Genomic DNA, 16,112 nt, shown 5'->3' with positions numbered 1-16,112 from the left:
GACGGGCGATTCAGCCGGCGCTGAGCGCCGGACAGGTGGCTCAGCCGGCGCTGAGCGCCGGACAGGCGGCTCAGCCGGCGCTGAGCGCCAGGCCCGGGTCCTCGCCGCTCCCGGTGTCCCGTCGCCCCGGTCAGGCCGACCACGGGTCGGGACGGCGCTCCAGCAGGCGGTGCAGGGTCTGCTGGATCGTCTCGCGGACCTGGTCGGCGAGGTTGAACACGGCCATCGGGTCGTCGGCCTGCTCGCTGCGCCCCTCGGTGCTGATCGGCTCGCCGAACTCGATCAGCCACTTGCTCGGCAACGGCACCATGCCCAGCGGCCCGAGCCACGGGAACAGCGGCGTCACCGGGAAGTACGGCACGCCCAGTAGGCGCGCCAGCGGCCGGATGTTGCCGATCAGCGGATAGGTCTCCTCGGCGCCGACGATCGAGACCGGGATGATCGGGGTACCGGTGCGCAGCGCCGCCGACACGAATCCGCCCCGGCCGAAGCGCTGCAGCTTGTACCGCTCGGAGAACGGCTTGCCGACCCCCTTGAAGCCCTCCGGGAACACACCGACCAGCTCGCCGACCCGCAGCAGCCGCTCGGCGTCCGGGTTGCAGGCGAGGGTACTGCCGGACTTGCGGGCCACCTCGGACAGCCCCGGCATGCGGAACACGAAGTCGGCGCCGAGCAGGCGCAGGAACCGGTGGGCCGGGTGCTCGTCGTGCACGGCGACGGCCAGCATCACCGCGTCGAGCGCGACGGTGCCCGAGTGGTTCGCCACGATCAGGGCCGGTCCGGTCTCGGGCAGGTGCTTGGCACCGTACGTCTCGATCCGGAACCAGGAACGGTAGAGCGGGCGCAGCAGCGGAAGGAACACCGACTCGGTGAGCTGCTTGTCGAAGCCGAACTCGTCGACGGAGTAGTCGCCGGTAAGGCGGTGGCGCAGCAGGGAGAGCAGCCCCGCGACCCGCTGGTCCCAGATGTCGGCGTCGATCTCCTCGCTCGGCTCGGTCACGGGTTCCCCTCCAGGGCGGCGCGGATCCGCCGGATGCGGTCCAGGATCACCTGCTCGGCCGCGCGTACCTTCTCCGGTCCCAGCGGCCCGAACCCGGCGCCGCGGATGAAGTCGTCGAACGCCACCGCCGTCGGGCGGGGCGCGAAGTCGAACTCCCGGACCAGCCGTGTGGTGTCCACCACCCGGCCGTGGACGAACAGGTCGAGCTGGTCGAGGGAGAAGTCCAGCGCCCCGGTGCCTTTGGCGAACCCGGCCACCGCCGACAGGCCCGGCTCGACGACGGGCAGCGCGACCCGCCCCGCCCGCCGGATCGCCTGGGACAGGGTCAGCACGCCCGAACCGGCGACGTTGTAGGTACCGGGGTGGTGCTCCACGACGGCCCGGTGCAGTACCTCCAGCGCATCGTCGACGTGGACGAACTGCAGCCGCGGGTCGCGGCCCAGCACGGTCGGGACGACCGGGAGCGAGAAGTACCGGTTGAGCCGGGTACCCGCGCGCTCACCGATGAACGGCGCGAACCGCAGCACCGTCGCCACGACGTCCGGGCAGCGGCGGCGGAACCCGCGCACGTACCCCTCGATGTCGAGGACGTCGCGGCCGAAGCCGCCGCGCGGGGCCTCGCGCGGCTCCATGTCCTCGGTGAAGACCGCGGGATCGCGAAACGACGCCCCGTACGCCGCCGTCGACGACCGGACCACCAGCTTGCGCAGGTCAGGTGCCTGCTGGCAGGCGGCGATCAGCTGCATCGTGCCGATGACGTTGAGTTCCTTGGTCGCGCCGCGGCCGCCGGACTGGGCATCGGCCGCCGTCGTGATGGCCAGGTGCGCCACCGCCTGAACGCCCTCGTCACCGAGCAGCCGGGCGATCTCCGGATGGCGGAGGTCGACCCGGTGCAACTCGACCCCGTCGAGCAGCCGCACCAGTTCGGCGGGCGGCGCGGTGAGGTCCACGCCGATGACCCGCTTCACCCTGGGATCGGCGCAGAGCCGCCCGGCCACCTGCGCACCGAGGTGGTGGGCCACACCGGTGACGAGCACGATCTCCGGCACGCCCCACTCGTCCGGCATCGAGCCCCCGGTCCGCTCGCCCACGCCATCACCTCACGCCTCTATTACCCGCAGGGCGCATCGGCAATACGCACCGGATGTTGAGCCGCTCGATGGAACTGTACGCTCACGCGCGGTGCGGCGGCACCGGCCACGACGACGTCCCGGAAGCGGTAGGACGCTACGCCCGTGGTGCCGCCACGGAGCGCAGGCACGTACCGGTCACTGGTACGCGCCGACGCACCGCACGGAGGTCACTTGCCGAGACGACGACGCTGGACCCGGGTCTTGCGCAGCAGCTTGCGGTGCTTCTTCTTGGCCATGCGCTTGCGGCGCTTCTTGACCACAGAGCCCATACGAATGTCCCCTTGTCACATGGATGAGTGCCGGCCGCCGCGAAGAGCGCCGGTGACACCCGGAAATAATGGCGCGTCCAGGGTAGCCGGCAGTATACGAGATCGGGAAACAGGCACCGCACATCGTTTCGCTGGTCACGACCGGCCGGCGGCCCGGGCGGTGCGGCGGGCGTCAGGTCAGGCTCCGCCGCACGTACCCGGCGCAGCCGCCGGCCGTCCCGGCCCAGTCCCGGCCGAGCGCGACGACCGCGGCCTCCGCCACCGGGGCGCCGTGGCGTACCACCCGGTCGAAGAAGCGCAGCAGCCGCTCCTCGCCGAACCGCTCGGCCAGGCACCGTACGGTCAGGAAAGCGATCCCGTACCGACCGGCGGCGTCCTCGGCCGGGGCGTCGGCCGGCGGCTCGGCCAGGCTCCCCACGTCGGTCGCGTGGCCGGCGCGGACGTACCGGCGCGATACACCCAGCAACTCGTAGTCGGCCAGCGGTCGGCCCACCATCCGCACGTACTCGGCGATCCCCTCGACCAGCCACCACTGCCCCGAGTAGTCCCGCCCGACCCGGTCGAGCGTCACCACGTGGGTGAACTCGTGCCGCAGCGTGTCGACGACCTCCGCGCCGTCGACCCGCTGCCCGTTGAGCACGATCTCGGTGTCGTGGTCGGCTACCGGCATGGCGTACCCGGCGACCCAGTCGGCCTGGTGCACGCCGTACCAGCGGCGCCACTCGTCCGGTCCGGCGATCGCGACGAGGTACCGGCCGGGCGGCGCCGACCAGCGGGCGTACCGGTCGGCGATCGAAGCGGCCGCCTCGGCCGCCTCGAGCAGCGTGCCCAGGCGGTCGGCGTACCGCGGCGGGGCGGCGATCAGGACCCGCCGGCCCACCGCGACCCGCAGGTCGCTGACCTCCCACGGTCGGGGGCCGAGGTCGGCGCCGGCGGAGGTGCCGAACTCGACGAGGCTCGGCGACCCGGCGCGGTCCGTCCAGCGGGTGACCACCGGCACCGTCACCGGCTCGCAGCCCACCACGACGAAGCAGTACCCGATCCGCACCACCACCCGCCAGCCGCCGTCGACCGGCTCGGGCTCGCCGCCGAGCGTCTCCGTCCAGCCCGCCACCCGCAGGGCGCGCAGCACCCCGAAGCGCCGGCGCAGCTCGTCCACGAGGGCGGTGGCGCCCGCATCGACCGGGGCGAGGAAGCCGGCCTCGTCGCCGCGCAGCAGCGCCGCGGCCTGCGCGTCGAGCGCCGCCTGTAGCGCGGCGCGCACCCGGGACCGGCGGATCACGGTGGCACGGGCGGCCGCCCCGGCGGCCACGGCCGGCTCCGCGCCGGGCGCGGCCCCCGGGGCGCTCTGCTGCCTCATCGCCATCGCCGCCCGGTCGAGCGGCCACCACCGGTTGCCGGCACCGGCCACCAGGGCAGGGGTGCCGAGCAGACCGCACAGCACGGCCAGGCAGAGGACCAGCCGGCCGAGCGGTGCCGACCGGCAGCGCGGCCCGGCCAGTGGGTACGGCGGTGGCCGCAGCGGACCGGACCCGACCGGCCCAGCCGGAACGGCCCCGGGTTCGGGCTCGTCGGTCACGATTGGACGCTACGCGATACCGAGTCACCACGCTCTCTGAAAGCGCAAGTCGATGGGTATCCGATGCGACGTCAGCCCCGCGAGTGACGCCAGCGCCGCGAGCCCGGCACCCGTCAGCGCCGCGAGCCCGGCACCCGTCAGCGCCGCGAACCCAACGCCCGCGCGAAGAACGCCAGGTTGGCCGGGCGCTCGGCCAGCCGGCGCATCAGGTACCCGTACCACTGGGTGCCGTACGGCACGTAGACCCGCACGGTGTACCCGTCCTTGGCCAGCCGCAGCTGCTCCTCCGGCCGGACGCCGTACAGCATCTGGAACTCGAACTCGTCGGCCGAGTGGTCGAACCACTTGGCCCGGTCCTCGGCGATCGCCACCACCCGCGGGTCGTGGCTTGCGATCATCGGGTACCCGTCGCCGGCCAGCAGGATGTTCATGCAGCGCACGTACGACTTGTCGACGTCGAGCCGGGACTGGTAGGCGACCGACTCGGGCTCGGCGTAGGCGCCCTTGCACAACCGGATCCGCGACCCGGTCGTCGCCAGCTCCCGGCAGTCCGCCTCGGTGCGCCGCAGGTACGCCTGCAGCGCCACGCCGACGGTCGGGAAGTCCGCGCGCAGCCGGGCCAGCGTCTCCAGCGTCGCGTCGGTGGTGGTGTGATCCTCCATGTCGAGGGTGACCGTGGTCCCCGCCTCGGACGCCTTCGCGCAGATCGCCCGCGCGTACTCCTCGGCGAGCTTCTCGTCGAACGCCTGCCCCAGGGCGGACAGCTTCACGCTCACCTCGGCCGCGGGGGTCAGCTCGGCGGCGGCCAGGGCATCGAGCAGCGCGAGGTACTCGTCGCGGGTCGCCTCGGCGTCGGCCGGCGTGGTGGTGTCCTCGCCCAGATAGTCGAGCGTCACCGCGAGGCCGTCGCCGACGAGGTCGCCGGTGGCGCGGAGCGCGTCGTCACGCGTGCTACCCGCGACGAACCGGCGGACCACGTTGCGGCTCAGCGGGACGGTCTGGACAAGCCGCTCCACCTGGGAAGACCCGGCGGCGGCGAGGATCACCGATCGGAACATGAGCGTCAGCGTAGCCCCCGCCTCCGACAGGTGCGCCGGTCTGAGGCGACTGACACCGACCAGGCGATCCGCGCCCACCGGACCGGGCGACAGGAACGGGACCGGGCGACCGGAACTGCGCCGACGCCGACGGCCGGGGCGAGGCGGCCGGACCGGGTTCCGGGAGAGCGACGGCCTGATCACCGATGGATACGCCCGGTTTCTGCCGCACCTGATACCCGTGGACCAGGGCCCGATACCCGTGGACTAGGGCGCGGCGGATTTCTTGTCTACCTTTGTCGCGTGGACTTCGACGCGTACGCCCGGTCGGCCGTCGACATCGTCAACGCACCGCTGGCGGGGTTGGCCGACCTGAAGGAGCTGTTCGGCGAACAGGGATGGATGGCTGCGGAAGCCACCGAGCGGGACTTCACCGCCATCAAACGCGCGCAGAGGCGGCTGCGGGAGGTGTTCGAGCACGGCTCCGCCGGCCGCGACGCCGAGGCCGTGGAGGAGCTGAACGCTCTGCTGGAGGCGTACCCGATCCGACCGCGGATCTCCGGGCACGACAGCAACGACTGGCACATGCACGTCACCGGCCGCGGCTCGGCGGTGAGCTCCGAGTACCTCGCCGGGGCGGCGTGGGGGCTGGCGGTGTGGCTGTGCGAGCACGGCAGCTCCCGGTTCGGCATCTGCGCCGACGAGCGCTGCGGGAACGTGTACCTCGACACCTCGTCGAACTGCTGCCGCCGCTTCTGCTCCGAGCGCTGCGCCACCCGCTCGCACGTGGCGGCGCACCGGGCCCGCAAGAAGGCCGCGGAGTCCGAGCCGATCCCGGTGACCGTCGCCTGACCGGCTGTCCCGGTGATCGTCGCCTGACCTGCTCACCCGAGCTTGGCGCGGACCTCCATCAGGGCGAAGCCGAGGAGGTTCTGGCCGCGCCAGCGCGCCGGGCTCTGCGCGTCGGGCGCCTCGGCGCTCAGGCCGATGCCCCAGATCCGGTCGTCCGGGCTCGCCTCGACCAGCACGCGTGAGCCGGTGGCGAGCAGGAACCGTAGCAGCGGCGGGTGCTGCTGGAACTTGGCCAGGTTACCGGCGACCACGACGTCGTAGCGGTGCGCCGCCCAGGTCCGCTCGTCGAAGCGCCGCACCCGCCGCCCGACGCTCTTGGCCCGGTCCGGGGTCGGCGCGGCCAGGACCGCTTCCGCCGCCGCGGCGTCGCCGAACAGCCGGGCCTTGGCGGCCATCATGTAATGCTCGGCCGTGGGGTACGTGGTGCCGTCGACATCGAAGGACGCCGGGTACCACTGGCTCAGGCAGGACTTGCCGACCCCGCCGCGTGCCGCGGGTCGATGCCCCCAGAAGAAGAGCAGCTCAGGCAGCTCGCCGTGGTGCTCTGCGGTGATCAGGTCGTCGACGCGCACCGGTACATGGTGCCAGCCCGGCCGGCTGTCCGGTGTCCCGCACTCACACGTCCACGGTGGACGGGGTGCCCAGGTGCTGGCGGGCGAAGGCCAGCGCCTCGGCGAGGTCGGCCTCGCGCTCGGCCCGGCTGGCCGACCGGCGGGTGGAGACCTCCACCGCGACCGATCCATGGAAGCCCCGCCGCGCCAGTGACTGGAGCAGCTCGGCGCACGGCTGGCTGCCCCGGCCGGGCACGAGGTGCTCGTCGCGGCCCTCCCCGGTACCGTCGCCGAGGTGCACGTGGCTGAGCCGGTCCCCCATCGCGTCGGCCATGGTGAGCGAGTTCGTCCGCGAGGCGGCGCAGTGCGACAGGTCGAGCGTGTAGTCGTCGAACCCGGCGACCGTCGGGTCCCACCCCGGCGAGTAGGGCACGAACTCCCGACCGGCCATCCGCACCGGGTACATGTTCTCGATCGCGAACCGGACCGACGGGTGCTTCACCGCTACCCGGCCCAGTCCGGTGCTGAAGCCCCGGGCGTAGTCGCGCTGCCATGTGAACGGCGGGTGCACCACGACGGTCGGTGCGCCGAGGGTCTCCGCCAGCTCGGCGGCGCGCCGCAGCCGCTCCCACGGGTCGGCGCTCCACACCCGCTGGGTCACCAGCAGGCACGGCGCGTGCACCGACAGGACCGGAACCCCGTAGTGCTCGGAGAGCCCGCGCAGAGCCCCGGAGTCCTGGCTGACCGCGTCGTTCCAGACCATGACCTCCAGCCCGTCGTAACCGAGCGTGGCGGCCACCTCGAAGGCGGCGGCGGTGGGCTCCGGGAACACGGACGAGGTCGATAGCAGGACGGGCGTCACCGCTTCAGCCTAGCCGCCGTACCGGCCAAAAAGCCGAGATACCGCGCTTCACGGCTGATTTGTGGGCGTCATCCCAGCGGTACGCCGGTGGATATGATCCGCAGCGGGACACCGCCGGTGTCACCCCGTCAGGATGTCGAGACGGCGCAGGATCACGCCCTCCCGCAGTGCCCAGGGGCACAGGTCCACCGAGTCGATGCCCAGCCGGCGCATCGCCGTCTCCGCCACCACCGCCCCGGCGAGCAGTTGGTGTGCCCGACCGGCGCTGACCCCGTCCATCTCGGCCAGCGCGGCCGACGGCATCCGGCGGATGAAGCCGAACACCTGGTGCAGCCCGGTACGGGTGAGCCGGCGCGGCACCCAGCGACCGGCGCTCGACGGGGCGGCACCGGCGAGGCGCCCCAGCGTCCGGAACGTCTTGGAGGTCGCCACCGCCCGGTCCCAGCGTCCGGGCAGCTTCTCCACCGCCTTCGCGACCTGCTCGTCGACGTATTCGCACAGCTTCTCGACCTGCACCGGGGACGGCGGATCACACGTCAGCCAGTCCCGGGTGAGCCGGCCGGCCCCCAGTGGCAGCGAGAGCGCGGCGTCGGGCTCCTCGTCGATTCCGGACGCCAGCTCCAGCGAACCGCCACCGATGTCGAGTACCAGCAGCCGCCCGGCCGACCAGCCGAACCAGCGCCGCACCGCGAGGAACGTCATGATCGCCTCGGCCTCGCCGGAGAGCACCTGCAGGTCGACCCCGGTCTCGTCGCGTACCCGACGCAGTACCGCCGCGGAGTTGGCGGCGTCCCGTACCGCCGAGGTGGCGAATGCCAGCAGGTCCTCGGTCTGTCGGCTCGCGGCGGCGTCCCGGGCCTTCGCCACCGCCTCGACCAGCGCATCCGCCCCGGCCCGGCTCAGCTTGCCGTCGGAGCCGATCTTCTCGGCGAGCCTCAGTCCGACCTTCTCCGAGTGCGCCGGCCACGGATGCGCACTGTGGTGGGCATCGACCACGAGCAGGTGGACGGTATTGGATCCCACATCAAGTACGCCGAGTCGCATCCGCATACCGTAGATCTCGCCGGGTAGCCGCGTACGGTAGTCGGCGTGGTGGTGGAGATTATGGTCACGGTGGAAAATTCGGACGATCACACTAAATCGGACGACCCGCGCAGCCGCGAGGTCGGCTTGGACTTCCCGCGCGAGTGGCTGGAGTTCGTCGACCCGGCCGACCCCGAGCACCTGATCCGGGCCGACCTGACGTGGCTGCTGTCGCGGTGGACCTGCATCTTCGCCCGCGGCTGCCACGGCATCGTCGCCGGCCGGGCCGCGGACGGCTGCTGCTCGCACGGTGCGTTCTTCACCGACTCCGACGACGAGAAGCGGGTACGCGCGGCGGCGAAGAAGCTGACGCCCGAGACCTGGCAGCACTTCCGGCGCGGCTTCAAGAACTACACCGAGATGGACACGATCGACGGCGACTCCCCGGCACGGCGCACCGCCACCCGGGGCCCGGATGAGCCGTGCGTGTTCCTCAACGAAGCCGACTTCCCCGGCGGGGGCGGCTGTGCGCTGCACGCCCAGGCGCTGCGCGACGGCGTGCACCCGTTGGAGTACAAGCCGGATGTCTGCTGGCAGCTACCGATCCGTCGGGACCAGCAGTGGACCAAGCGCCCGGACGGGTCGAAGGTCCTGCTGTCGGTGCTCGGCGAGTTCGACCGCCGGGGCTGGGGCGAGGGCGGTCACGACCTGCACTGGTGGTGCACCTCGTCGCCGGAGGCGCACGTCGGCACCCGGCCGATGTACGAGGAGTACGGGCCGGAGCTGACCGCGTTGATCGGCGAGGCGGCGTACGAGAAGCTCGCCCGGCTGTGCGCGGCCCGGGTGGAGCTGGGCCTGGTGGCGAAGCACCCGGCGTCCCCCTGACGGGAAGACGGCCGCGCTCACGGGAAGACGGGAGCGCTCACGGTTCGAACTTGTAGCCGAGGCCGCGCACGGTCACGATGTAGCGCGGCGCCGACGGCTCCGGCTCGATCTTGGAGCGCAGCCGCTTGACGTGCACGTCCAGGGTCTTGGTGTCGCCGACGTAATCGGCGCCCCACACCCGGTCGATGAGCTGCCCGCGGGTGAGGACCCGGCCGGCGTTGCGCAGCAGCAGTTCGAGCAGTTCGAACTCCTTGAGCGGTAGCTGCACGGTGTCGCCGTCGACGGTCACCACGTGCCGGTCCACGTCCATGCGCACCGGCCCGGCGGACAGGGTCGGCGGGGTCAGGTCGGCGGCGTCACCGGCGGCCTGCCGGCGCAGTACCGCGCGGATCCGGGCGACCAGCTCGCGGGGCGAGTACGGTTTCGTCACGTAGTCGTCGGCACCGAGCTCCAGCCCCACGACCTTGTCGATCTCGCTGTCCCGGGCGGTCACCATGATGATCGGTACGTGCGACTTGGCGCGTAGCTGCCGGCACACCTCGGTACCCGACATTTCGGGAAGCATCAGGTCCAGCAGCACGATGTCGGCGCCGGTACGGTCGAACTCGGTCATCGCCTCCGTGCCGGTCGCCGCCACGGAGACCTCGAAGCCCTCCTTGCGCAGCATGAACGACAGGGCATCGGAGAACGACTCCTCGTCCTCGACCACCAGCACTCGCGACAACGTCCGTTCCTTCCTTGACGATCTAGTTCGGCTCGATCTCAGCCGAGGCCGGTAGCGGCAGGGAGACGTCCGGGGGACGTCCAGGCAGCCGTAGGGTGAACGTCGACCCCACGCCGACGGTACTGCTCACGTCAACCCGGCCAGCGTGGTTGGTGGCTATGTGCTTGACGATAGCCAGCCCCAGACCGGTACCGCCGGTGGCGCGGGACCGGGCCCGGTCGGCCCGGTAGAACCGCTCGAAGATCCGGTCCAGGTCCCGTGGCTCGATACCGATTCCCTGGTCGACGACGGCGACCTCCACACCGTCGGCGCTCGTGCGGGCGTCCACGGTCACGCGGGTGCGCTCCGGCGAGTACGCGATGGCGTTCTCCACCAGGTTGGTGACGGCCGTCACCAACTGGCTCTCGCTGCCGTACACGGTCAACTCCCGCTCGCCGGTGAACAGCACCTCGATGTCCTTGGCCGACGCCGGCGTACGGGTACGGTCCAGCACCTCCGCGACGATCCGGTCGACCGAGACCGGCTGCGGCTCGGGCAGCGGCTCGGCGCCCTGCAGGCGCGACAGCTCCAGCAGCTCGCTGACGAGCCGCCCGAGCCGGATCGACTCCTTCTGGATGCGCTCGGCGAAGCGCCGGGCCGCGGCGGGGTCGGACGCGCCCCCGGCCTGGCCGGTACCGGTACCCACCGCGCCGGCCTCGTCGGTGCTGGTGGCCTCGTCGGTGCTGGTGGCCTCCAGCAGCGCCTCGGCCAGTAGCTGAAGAGCACCGACCGGGGTCTTGAGCTCGTGGCTGACGTTGGCGACGAAGTCGCGGCGCACCCGCGCCACCCGGTGTGCCTCGGTCACGTCGGCCGCCTCCACCACGACGTGCCCGGCGTCCAGGGCGGAGGCCCGTACGTGTACCCCGAGCAGTTCGGCGCTGCTGCCCTCGATGCCGCGCGGGCGGGGAAGGTCCAGCTCCACCTCCCGGCTCACGCCGGACCGGCGCACCTGGCCGGCGAGGGTACGCACGATGCTGTGCGCGTCGAATCCGCCGCCGCTCCGCCCGCGCACCAGGCCCATGTCCCTCGCCGCGGGGTTGGCCACCACCGGACGGTCGGCGGCGTCGAGGACCAGGATGCCCACCCGCAGTGCCTCCAGGGCGGCCCGGGCCAGCGGGGCGCCACCGGGTTGCGGCACCTCCAGGAGGGTCCGGTCAGGTTGGGCGTCCGCGGGCCGCGACACCTCCAGGGCTGCCCCGGCCGGCGGATCCCCGGCGGTCGGTGGGAACGGAGACGGGACGGAGGTGGCCGCCGACCCGCGGGCTACCGGATCCACCTGGGAATCCCCGCCCACAGGCCGCCCACCCGGTACTGCTGGCGACACGACCATGACGGTACGCCGCCGGCGCGCACCCGCCACGGCAACCGCCACCACGGCGAGTCCGAGCAGCACGGCGGACATCACAACGAGGTAACCGGACGGCATCCGCCGATGGTAAGGGCCCACCGGCCGTATCAAGCCGGTCAGTTCGCGCCCCCGGACAGCCTTTCGTCGATTGTTCACCGGCGCGCGGTACCCCGTTCACTCATCTGCCCCGACGTGAGCCCCCGTCCGGAATAGTCTGAGCGGCCAGCCTCATGTTCAGGAGTGTCATGCGCGAAGAATTCCGGGCGGATCTCGCCCAGATCGGCCGCACGCTGGTGGCGATGGCGGAGTCGGTCCAGGCAGCCATGCGGCGCGCCACGGACGCCCTACTCAAGGCCGACCAGACCGACGCGGAGCAGGTGTGTGACCGGGACGCCGAAATCGACGCGCTGTACCGGATCGTCGAGGACAAGGTGTACGACGTGGTCGCCCGGCAGGCACCGGTCGCCTCCGACCTGCGGGTGGTCCTGACCGCCCTGCACGTGGCCGGTGACCTGGAACGGATGGGTGACCTGGCCGAGCACGTGGCACGGTCGGTACTGCGCCGCCACCCGGCACCCGTCCTCGCCCCCGAGCTGACCGACGTGGTCGAGCACATGGGCCGGATCGCCGACCTGCTGGCGGGCAAGATCGCAACCGCGCTGACCAACCTCGACGCGGTCGTCGCCGCGCAGCTCGAACGCGACGACGACGTGATGGACGACCTGCACCGCCAACTGTTCAAGGTCGTCCTCGACCCGGGCTGGTCGCACGGGGTCGAGGCGGCGGTCGACGTCGCCCTGCTGGGCCGCTTCTACGAGCGGTACGCCGACCACGCCGTCAACGTCGGCCGGCACGTCGTCTTCCTGGTCACCGGCGAGAACGCCCCGTAGGTTCTTCCGCGATCGTGGACACTTGACGGCGCCACAGGCCCGCCAAGTGTCCACGATCGGCGTAGTTACCGGCCCTGGTTCGCCACCGCGGCCGCCGCGTCGCGCGCCGCCTCGGGGTCGAGGTACACCCCGCCCGGGGTGGTCGGCCGCAGGTCGCGGTCGAGGTCGTACCGCAGCGGGATGCCGGTCGGGATGTTGAGCCCGGCGATCGCCTCGTCGGAGATCCGGTCGAGGTGCTTGACCAGCGCGCGCAGCGAGTTGCCGTGCGCGGCGACCAGGACCGTCTTCCCGTCGAGCAGGTCCGGCACGATCCGGTCGTACCAGTACGGCAGCATCCGGTGGACGACGTCGGAGAGGCACTCCGTCCGCGGCATCAGCTCCGGCGGCAACATCGCGTACCGCGGGTCCCCGACCTGCGACCACTCGTCGTCGTCGGCGATCGGCGGCGGCGGGGTGTCGTAGGAGCGACGCCACAGCATGAACTGCTCTTCGCCGTACTGCTCGAGGGTCTGCTTCTTGTTCTTTCCCTGCAGGGCCCCGTAGTGGCGCTCGTTGAGTCGCCAGCTCCGGTACACCGGGATCCACAGGCGATCACCGGCGTTCAGGGCGATCTCGCTCGTACGGATGGCGCGGCGCAGCACCGAGGTGTGCACCAGATCAGGCAGCAGGTCGTGCTCGCGCAGCAGCTCGCCGCCGCGACGCGCCTCCGCCTCGCCCTTGGCGCTGAGGTCCACGTCGACCCAGCCGGTGAACAGATTCTTGGCGTTCCACTCGCTCTCGCCGTGGCGCAGCAGCACCAGCGTCCCGACTTCGCTCATGCCACACATCTTCGCGCACCCGCCCGCTGGGCGACCGGCCACCCGCCGGGGCCACGGTGACCGCCAGGTGGCAGCCGTGATCACGGACACGCGTAAACAGGTGTCGTGATGATCGGGAGCCGACCTAGGCTGTAAGGATCGCACTGGCAAATGGTCATTACGGGGGCACCAGCGTGGAATGGTTACGAAGGCCGGCACACGGCACGACGGGCAGGCTTCCCGGCCGGTTCTGGGCGCTGTGGACCGCAACGCTGATCAATCGGGCCGGCAGCTTCGTCGTCCTGTTCCTGGCGCTCTACCTCACCGCCGAGCGCCATTTCTCGCCCTCCGCGGCGGGCGCCGTGGTCGGCCTGTACGGAGCCGGCGGGGCGGCCGGCGTGACGCTCGGCGGCTACCTGGCCGACCGGTGGGGCCGCCGCCCGACCGTACTGTCGGCACTCGGCACCTCCTCGGTCCTCATGGTGCTGCTCGGCCTGGCCAGCCAACCGCTGACGATCGCCGCCGCGGCCGCGGCGCTCGGACTGGCCGCCGAGGCCGCCCGCCCGTCGCTGGGCGCCATGATCGCCGACATCGTCCCGGACACCGACCGGATGCGCGCCTTCTCGGCGTACTTCTGGGCGGTCAACCTCGGGTTCAGCGCCGCCGCCATCCTCGCCGGGTTCGCCGCCCAGGCCGGCTACCTGCTGCTGTTCGTCCTCGACGCGATGACCACCGCGGCGGCCGCGGTGCTGATCGCGGTGAAGGTACCCGAGACCCGCCCGGTCATCGGCGCGGACGCCACCGACCGGGGCGGCAGCCTGCGGACCGTCGTCCAGGACCGCGCCTTCCTCGGGTTCGTCGTCTGCAACCTGCTCGTCGCGCTGGTCATGCTCCAACACATGTCGATGCTGCCGATCTCGATGCGCGCCGACGGCCTGTCCAGCCGGACGTTCGGCCTGGTGATCGCGCTCAACGGCATCCTCATCGTCGCCGGGCAGTTCCTCGTCACCCGCCTGCTGCGCGACCGTCGCCCGACCCGGGTGCTCGCGGTGTCCGCCGTCGTGATGGGCCTCGGCTTCGGGCTGACGGCCTTCGCGCACACGCCGGCCTGGTACGCGGCGACCGTCCTGGTCTGGACGTTCGGCGAGATGCTCAACGCCCCGTCGAACTCGGCGCTGCTCGCGGCGATGTCACCGGTCGCCATGCGCGGCCGGTACCAGGGCCTGTTCAGCCTCTCGTGGCAGCTCGCGAGCTTCGCGGCGCCGGTACTCGGCGGCTTCGTCCAGCAGGAGGCCGGCGGACCGGCCCTCTGGCTCGGCTGCCTCGGGCTCGGGCTGGTCGCGGGGGCATGGAACCTCGCCGCCGCTCCGGCCCGGGAGCGGCGTATCGCACAGGTGCAGGCCGCGACGGCTCCGCCGGCCGGAAATCGGGATGACAAGCTGGTTACGATCTAGCAGTTAGCAAACCTAACTGAGAGGCGTGGGATGCGGGCCTGGTACCGGGCGAACATCGGCGGGCTACCACGCACCTACTGGTACCTGTGGGCCGGATTCTTCATCAACCGGCTCGGCGGCTTCGCGGTGCTGTTCCTGTCGCTGTATCTGACCAGCGCCCGTGGCCTGTCGCCGGCGGTCGCGGGACTGGTCGTCGGCGCCCACGGGATCGGCGGCGCGGTCGGCGTACTGGCCGGCGGGGTGCTGGCCGACCGGTGGGGCCGCCGGTCGACGCTGCTCACCTGCCACGGCGCGGCGGCCGTCCTGATGCTCGTCCTCGCCTGGTCCACCTGGCTACCGATGATCGCGATGGTCACCGCGCTCATCGGCCTCGCCCAGTCGATGGCCGGGCCGGCGTTCGTGGCCGCGATCGTCGACGTCACCCCCGAGCCCGACCGTACCCGCGCCTTCAACCTCCAGTTCTGGGCGTTCAACCTGGGGGTGGCCGGCGCCTCGCTGCTCGCCGGCATCGTCGCCGAGGCCAGCTTCACGCTGCTGTTCGCCGTCGACGCGGCGGCCACGCTGGTCACGTTCGTGATCCTGCTGCGGGTCCCGGAGACCCGCGGCACCGCGCGCCGGCCCGCCGCAGAGCGGTCGGGCGGCCGGCCCGTCGGCGAGCAGCAGGGTGGCCTGCACACCGCCCTCACCGACCGGATCTTCCTGGCGTTCGTCGGGCTGACGTTCGTCTCGGCCGTGCTCACGACGCAGACCTCGACGATCCTGCCGCTCGCCATGCGTGCCGACGGGCTGCGGCCGTCGGCGTACGGCCTGGTCGCGGCGTTCGCCGGGGCGCTGATCGTACTGGGGCAGCTGTTCGTGCCGCGGCTGATCGCCGGCCGGCTGAAGGGTCACGTGCTGGCGGTCGCCACCGCCGTCCTCGCCGTCGGCATCGGCGCGGTCGGCCTGGTGGACGCGCTGCCGGCGTACCTGGTGGCCGCGACCGTGTGGACGGTCGGGTCGATGCTCGCCGCTCCCCCGAACGCCGAGATCAACGCCGAACTGTCCCCGCCCGAACTGCGCGGGCGTTACCAGGCAGTGTTCTACCTGACGTTCCCCGCGGCGGGGTTCGTCGCCCCGGCCGTCGGCGGCTGGAGCCTGCAGAACCTGGGCGACTGGCACTGGACGCTGTGCGGGCTGGCCGGTGTCCTCGCCGCCGCCGGTCACCTCGCGGCGTCCCCGGCGCGCGAACGCCGTACCGCCGCCGTTGCTCGACACAACGTCCGGGAAGTTGTGGTATCTGACCGGGGCTGACACCACACTTTCCCGGAAGGTGTGACGATCAAGGCACCCCAACCAGCCCAGCACCCGTGGCGATATCGACGACGGCGGGCGGCGCGTGCCCCCACGCTCGCGCCGCCCGCCCCGCTCCAGCCGCGGCGGACGGGGTCCGCCGGCTCCCCAGCAGCCGGACACCGTCCGCGGCCGCATCGACCCGTCCCCCCGAGACTCCCCCCAGCAGGCGGGTCGACCAACCCCACGGCTCACCGTGGGATCCAAGGATCCCGAACCGCACACTGCCGAACTGTCGCCCTCCGCACAGTCCGGCTGACGGCTAGCGGACACGTGACCACGGTCACCTGCCCGCCGGGATCCGGAGCAGGGCCGGTCCCCGGCGGACCGGAACGGTGTC

General features: G+C 72.1%; 16 protein-coding genes. 5 read left to right on the top strand and 11 right to left on the bottom strand.

Going from position 1 to position 16,112, the window contains the following annotated elements; genetic code table 11:
• Nucleotides 1-130 precede the first annotated feature (130 nt).
• The 5 genes from ACNTMW_RS26920 to ACNTMW_RS26900 form a co-directional block, all read right to left on the bottom strand.
• Nucleotides 131-1,000 carry a lysophospholipid acyltransferase family protein gene (locus ACNTMW_RS26920; protein WP_426636632.1) on the bottom strand — a complete coding sequence of 290 codons (870 nt, stop codon included), beginning with the start codon at nucleotides 998-1,000 and terminating at the stop codon, nucleotides 131-133.
• A complete protein-coding gene (locus ACNTMW_RS26915; RefSeq protein ID WP_426636660.1) occupies nucleotides 997-2,067 on the bottom strand; it encodes an NAD-dependent epimerase/dehydratase family protein in 1,071 nt (356 codons plus the stop codon). The genes ACNTMW_RS26920 and ACNTMW_RS26915 overlap by 4 nt, the downstream gene beginning before the upstream one ends.
• Nucleotides 2,068-2,300: 233 nt before the next feature.
• Entirely contained in the window at nucleotides 2,301-2,402 is a 102-nt protein-coding gene (locus tag ACNTMW_RS26910; protein ID WP_007465623.1) for a 30S ribosomal protein bS22, read from the bottom strand.
• Between the two features lie 172 nt (nucleotides 2,403-2,574).
• On the bottom strand, nucleotides 2,575-3,981 hold the full coding sequence (locus tag ACNTMW_RS26905; RefSeq protein ID WP_426636631.1) for a hypothetical protein: 1,407 nt from the start codon (nucleotides 3,979-3,981) through the stop codon (nucleotides 2,575-2,577).
• 137 nt (nucleotides 3,982-4,118) lie between these two features.
• Nucleotides 4,119-5,039: a proline dehydrogenase family protein gene (locus ACNTMW_RS26900; protein ID WP_426636630.1), complete on the bottom strand. Its 921-nt coding sequence runs from the start codon at nucleotides 5,037-5,039 to the stop codon at nucleotides 4,119-4,121.
• A 282-nt stretch (nucleotides 5,040-5,321) separates the two neighbouring features.
• On the opposite strand from ACNTMW_RS26900, the gene ACNTMW_RS26895 reads away from it, so the two are divergent.
• On the top strand, nucleotides 5,322-5,870 hold the full coding sequence (locus tag ACNTMW_RS26895; RefSeq protein ID WP_426636629.1) for a CGNR zinc finger domain-containing protein: 549 nt from the start codon (nucleotides 5,322-5,324) through the stop codon (nucleotides 5,868-5,870).
• A 32-nt stretch (nucleotides 5,871-5,902) separates the two neighbouring features.
• Here ACNTMW_RS26895 and ACNTMW_RS26890 read toward each other — a convergent pair whose 3' ends face one another.
• The 3 genes from ACNTMW_RS26890 to ACNTMW_RS26880 form a co-directional block, all read right to left on the bottom strand.
• Complete coding sequence (locus tag ACNTMW_RS26890) at nucleotides 5,903-6,442, bottom strand: riboflavin biosynthesis intermediates N-glycosidase (protein ID WP_426636628.1); 540 nt, start codon at nucleotides 6,440-6,442, stop codon at nucleotides 5,903-5,905.
• 43 nt (nucleotides 6,443-6,485) lie between these two features.
• On the bottom strand, nucleotides 6,486-7,283 hold the full coding sequence (locus tag ACNTMW_RS26885) for a sugar phosphate isomerase/epimerase family protein (RefSeq protein WP_426636627.1): 798 nt from the start codon (nucleotides 7,281-7,283) through the stop codon (nucleotides 6,486-6,488).
• Between the two features lie 120 nt (nucleotides 7,284-7,403).
• The gene (locus ACNTMW_RS26880) at nucleotides 7,404-8,327 is read right to left on the bottom strand and encodes a Ppx/GppA phosphatase family protein (protein WP_426636626.1); all 924 of its coding nucleotides are present in this window, start codon (nucleotides 8,325-8,327) and stop codon (nucleotides 7,404-7,406) included.
• Nucleotides 8,328-8,387: 60 nt separating this feature from the next.
• Between ACNTMW_RS26880 and ACNTMW_RS26875 the strand changes: the two genes are divergently transcribed.
• Entirely contained in the window at nucleotides 8,388-9,191 is an 804-nt protein-coding gene (locus tag ACNTMW_RS26875) for a DUF3109 family protein (RefSeq protein ID WP_426636658.1), read from the top strand.
• 37 nt (nucleotides 9,192-9,228) lie between these two features.
• Here the strand turns inward: ACNTMW_RS26875 and ACNTMW_RS26870 are convergent, their stop codons facing one another.
• Both ACNTMW_RS26870 and ACNTMW_RS26865 read right to left on the bottom strand, forming a co-directional pair.
• Nucleotides 9,229-9,915, bottom strand: a complete 687-nt coding sequence (locus ACNTMW_RS26870) for a response regulator (protein ID WP_426636625.1) — start codon at nucleotides 9,913-9,915, stop codon at nucleotides 9,229-9,231.
• A gap of 22 nt (nucleotides 9,916-9,937) precedes the next feature.
• On the bottom strand, nucleotides 9,938-11,143 hold the full coding sequence (locus ACNTMW_RS26865; RefSeq protein WP_426636657.1) for a sensor histidine kinase: 1,206 nt from the start codon (nucleotides 11,141-11,143) through the stop codon (nucleotides 9,938-9,940).
• A gap of 404 nt (nucleotides 11,144-11,547) precedes the next feature.
• Between ACNTMW_RS26865 and phoU the strand changes: the two genes are divergently transcribed.
• A complete protein-coding gene (gene phoU / locus ACNTMW_RS26860; protein ID WP_426636624.1) occupies nucleotides 11,548-12,192 on the top strand; it encodes a phosphate signaling complex protein PhoU in 645 nt (214 codons plus the stop codon).
• Nucleotides 12,193-12,257: 65 nt separating this feature from the next.
• On the opposite strand, the gene ACNTMW_RS26855 is transcribed toward phoU, so the two are convergent.
• A complete protein-coding gene (locus ACNTMW_RS26855) occupies nucleotides 12,258-13,010 on the bottom strand; it encodes a phosphoglyceromutase (RefSeq protein WP_426636623.1) in 753 nt (250 codons plus the stop codon).
• Between the two features lie 173 nt (nucleotides 13,011-13,183).
• Between ACNTMW_RS26855 and ACNTMW_RS26850 the strand changes: the two genes are divergently transcribed.
• Together ACNTMW_RS26850 and ACNTMW_RS26845 are read left to right on the top strand one after the other, a co-directional pair.
• On the top strand, nucleotides 13,184-14,443 hold the full coding sequence (locus ACNTMW_RS26850) for an MDR family MFS transporter (RefSeq protein ID WP_426636622.1): 1,260 nt from the start codon (nucleotides 13,184-13,186) through the stop codon (nucleotides 14,441-14,443).
• A 30-nt stretch (nucleotides 14,444-14,473) separates the two neighbouring features.
• Nucleotides 14,474-15,733 carry an MFS transporter gene (locus tag ACNTMW_RS26845; RefSeq protein WP_426636621.1) on the top strand — a complete coding sequence of 420 codons (1,260 nt, stop codon included), beginning with the start codon at nucleotides 14,474-14,476 and terminating at the stop codon, nucleotides 15,731-15,733.
• The last annotated feature ends 379 nt before the right edge of the window (nucleotides 15,734-16,112 follow it).

Origin of the sequence: Planosporangium spinosum, assembly GCF_049999945.1 — a bacterium.
GTDB classification, from domain to species: Bacteria; Actinomycetota; Actinomycetes; order Mycobacteriales; family Micromonosporaceae; genus Planosporangium; species Planosporangium spinosum.
This window is presented reverse-complemented; position numbering and strand designations above follow the sequence as displayed.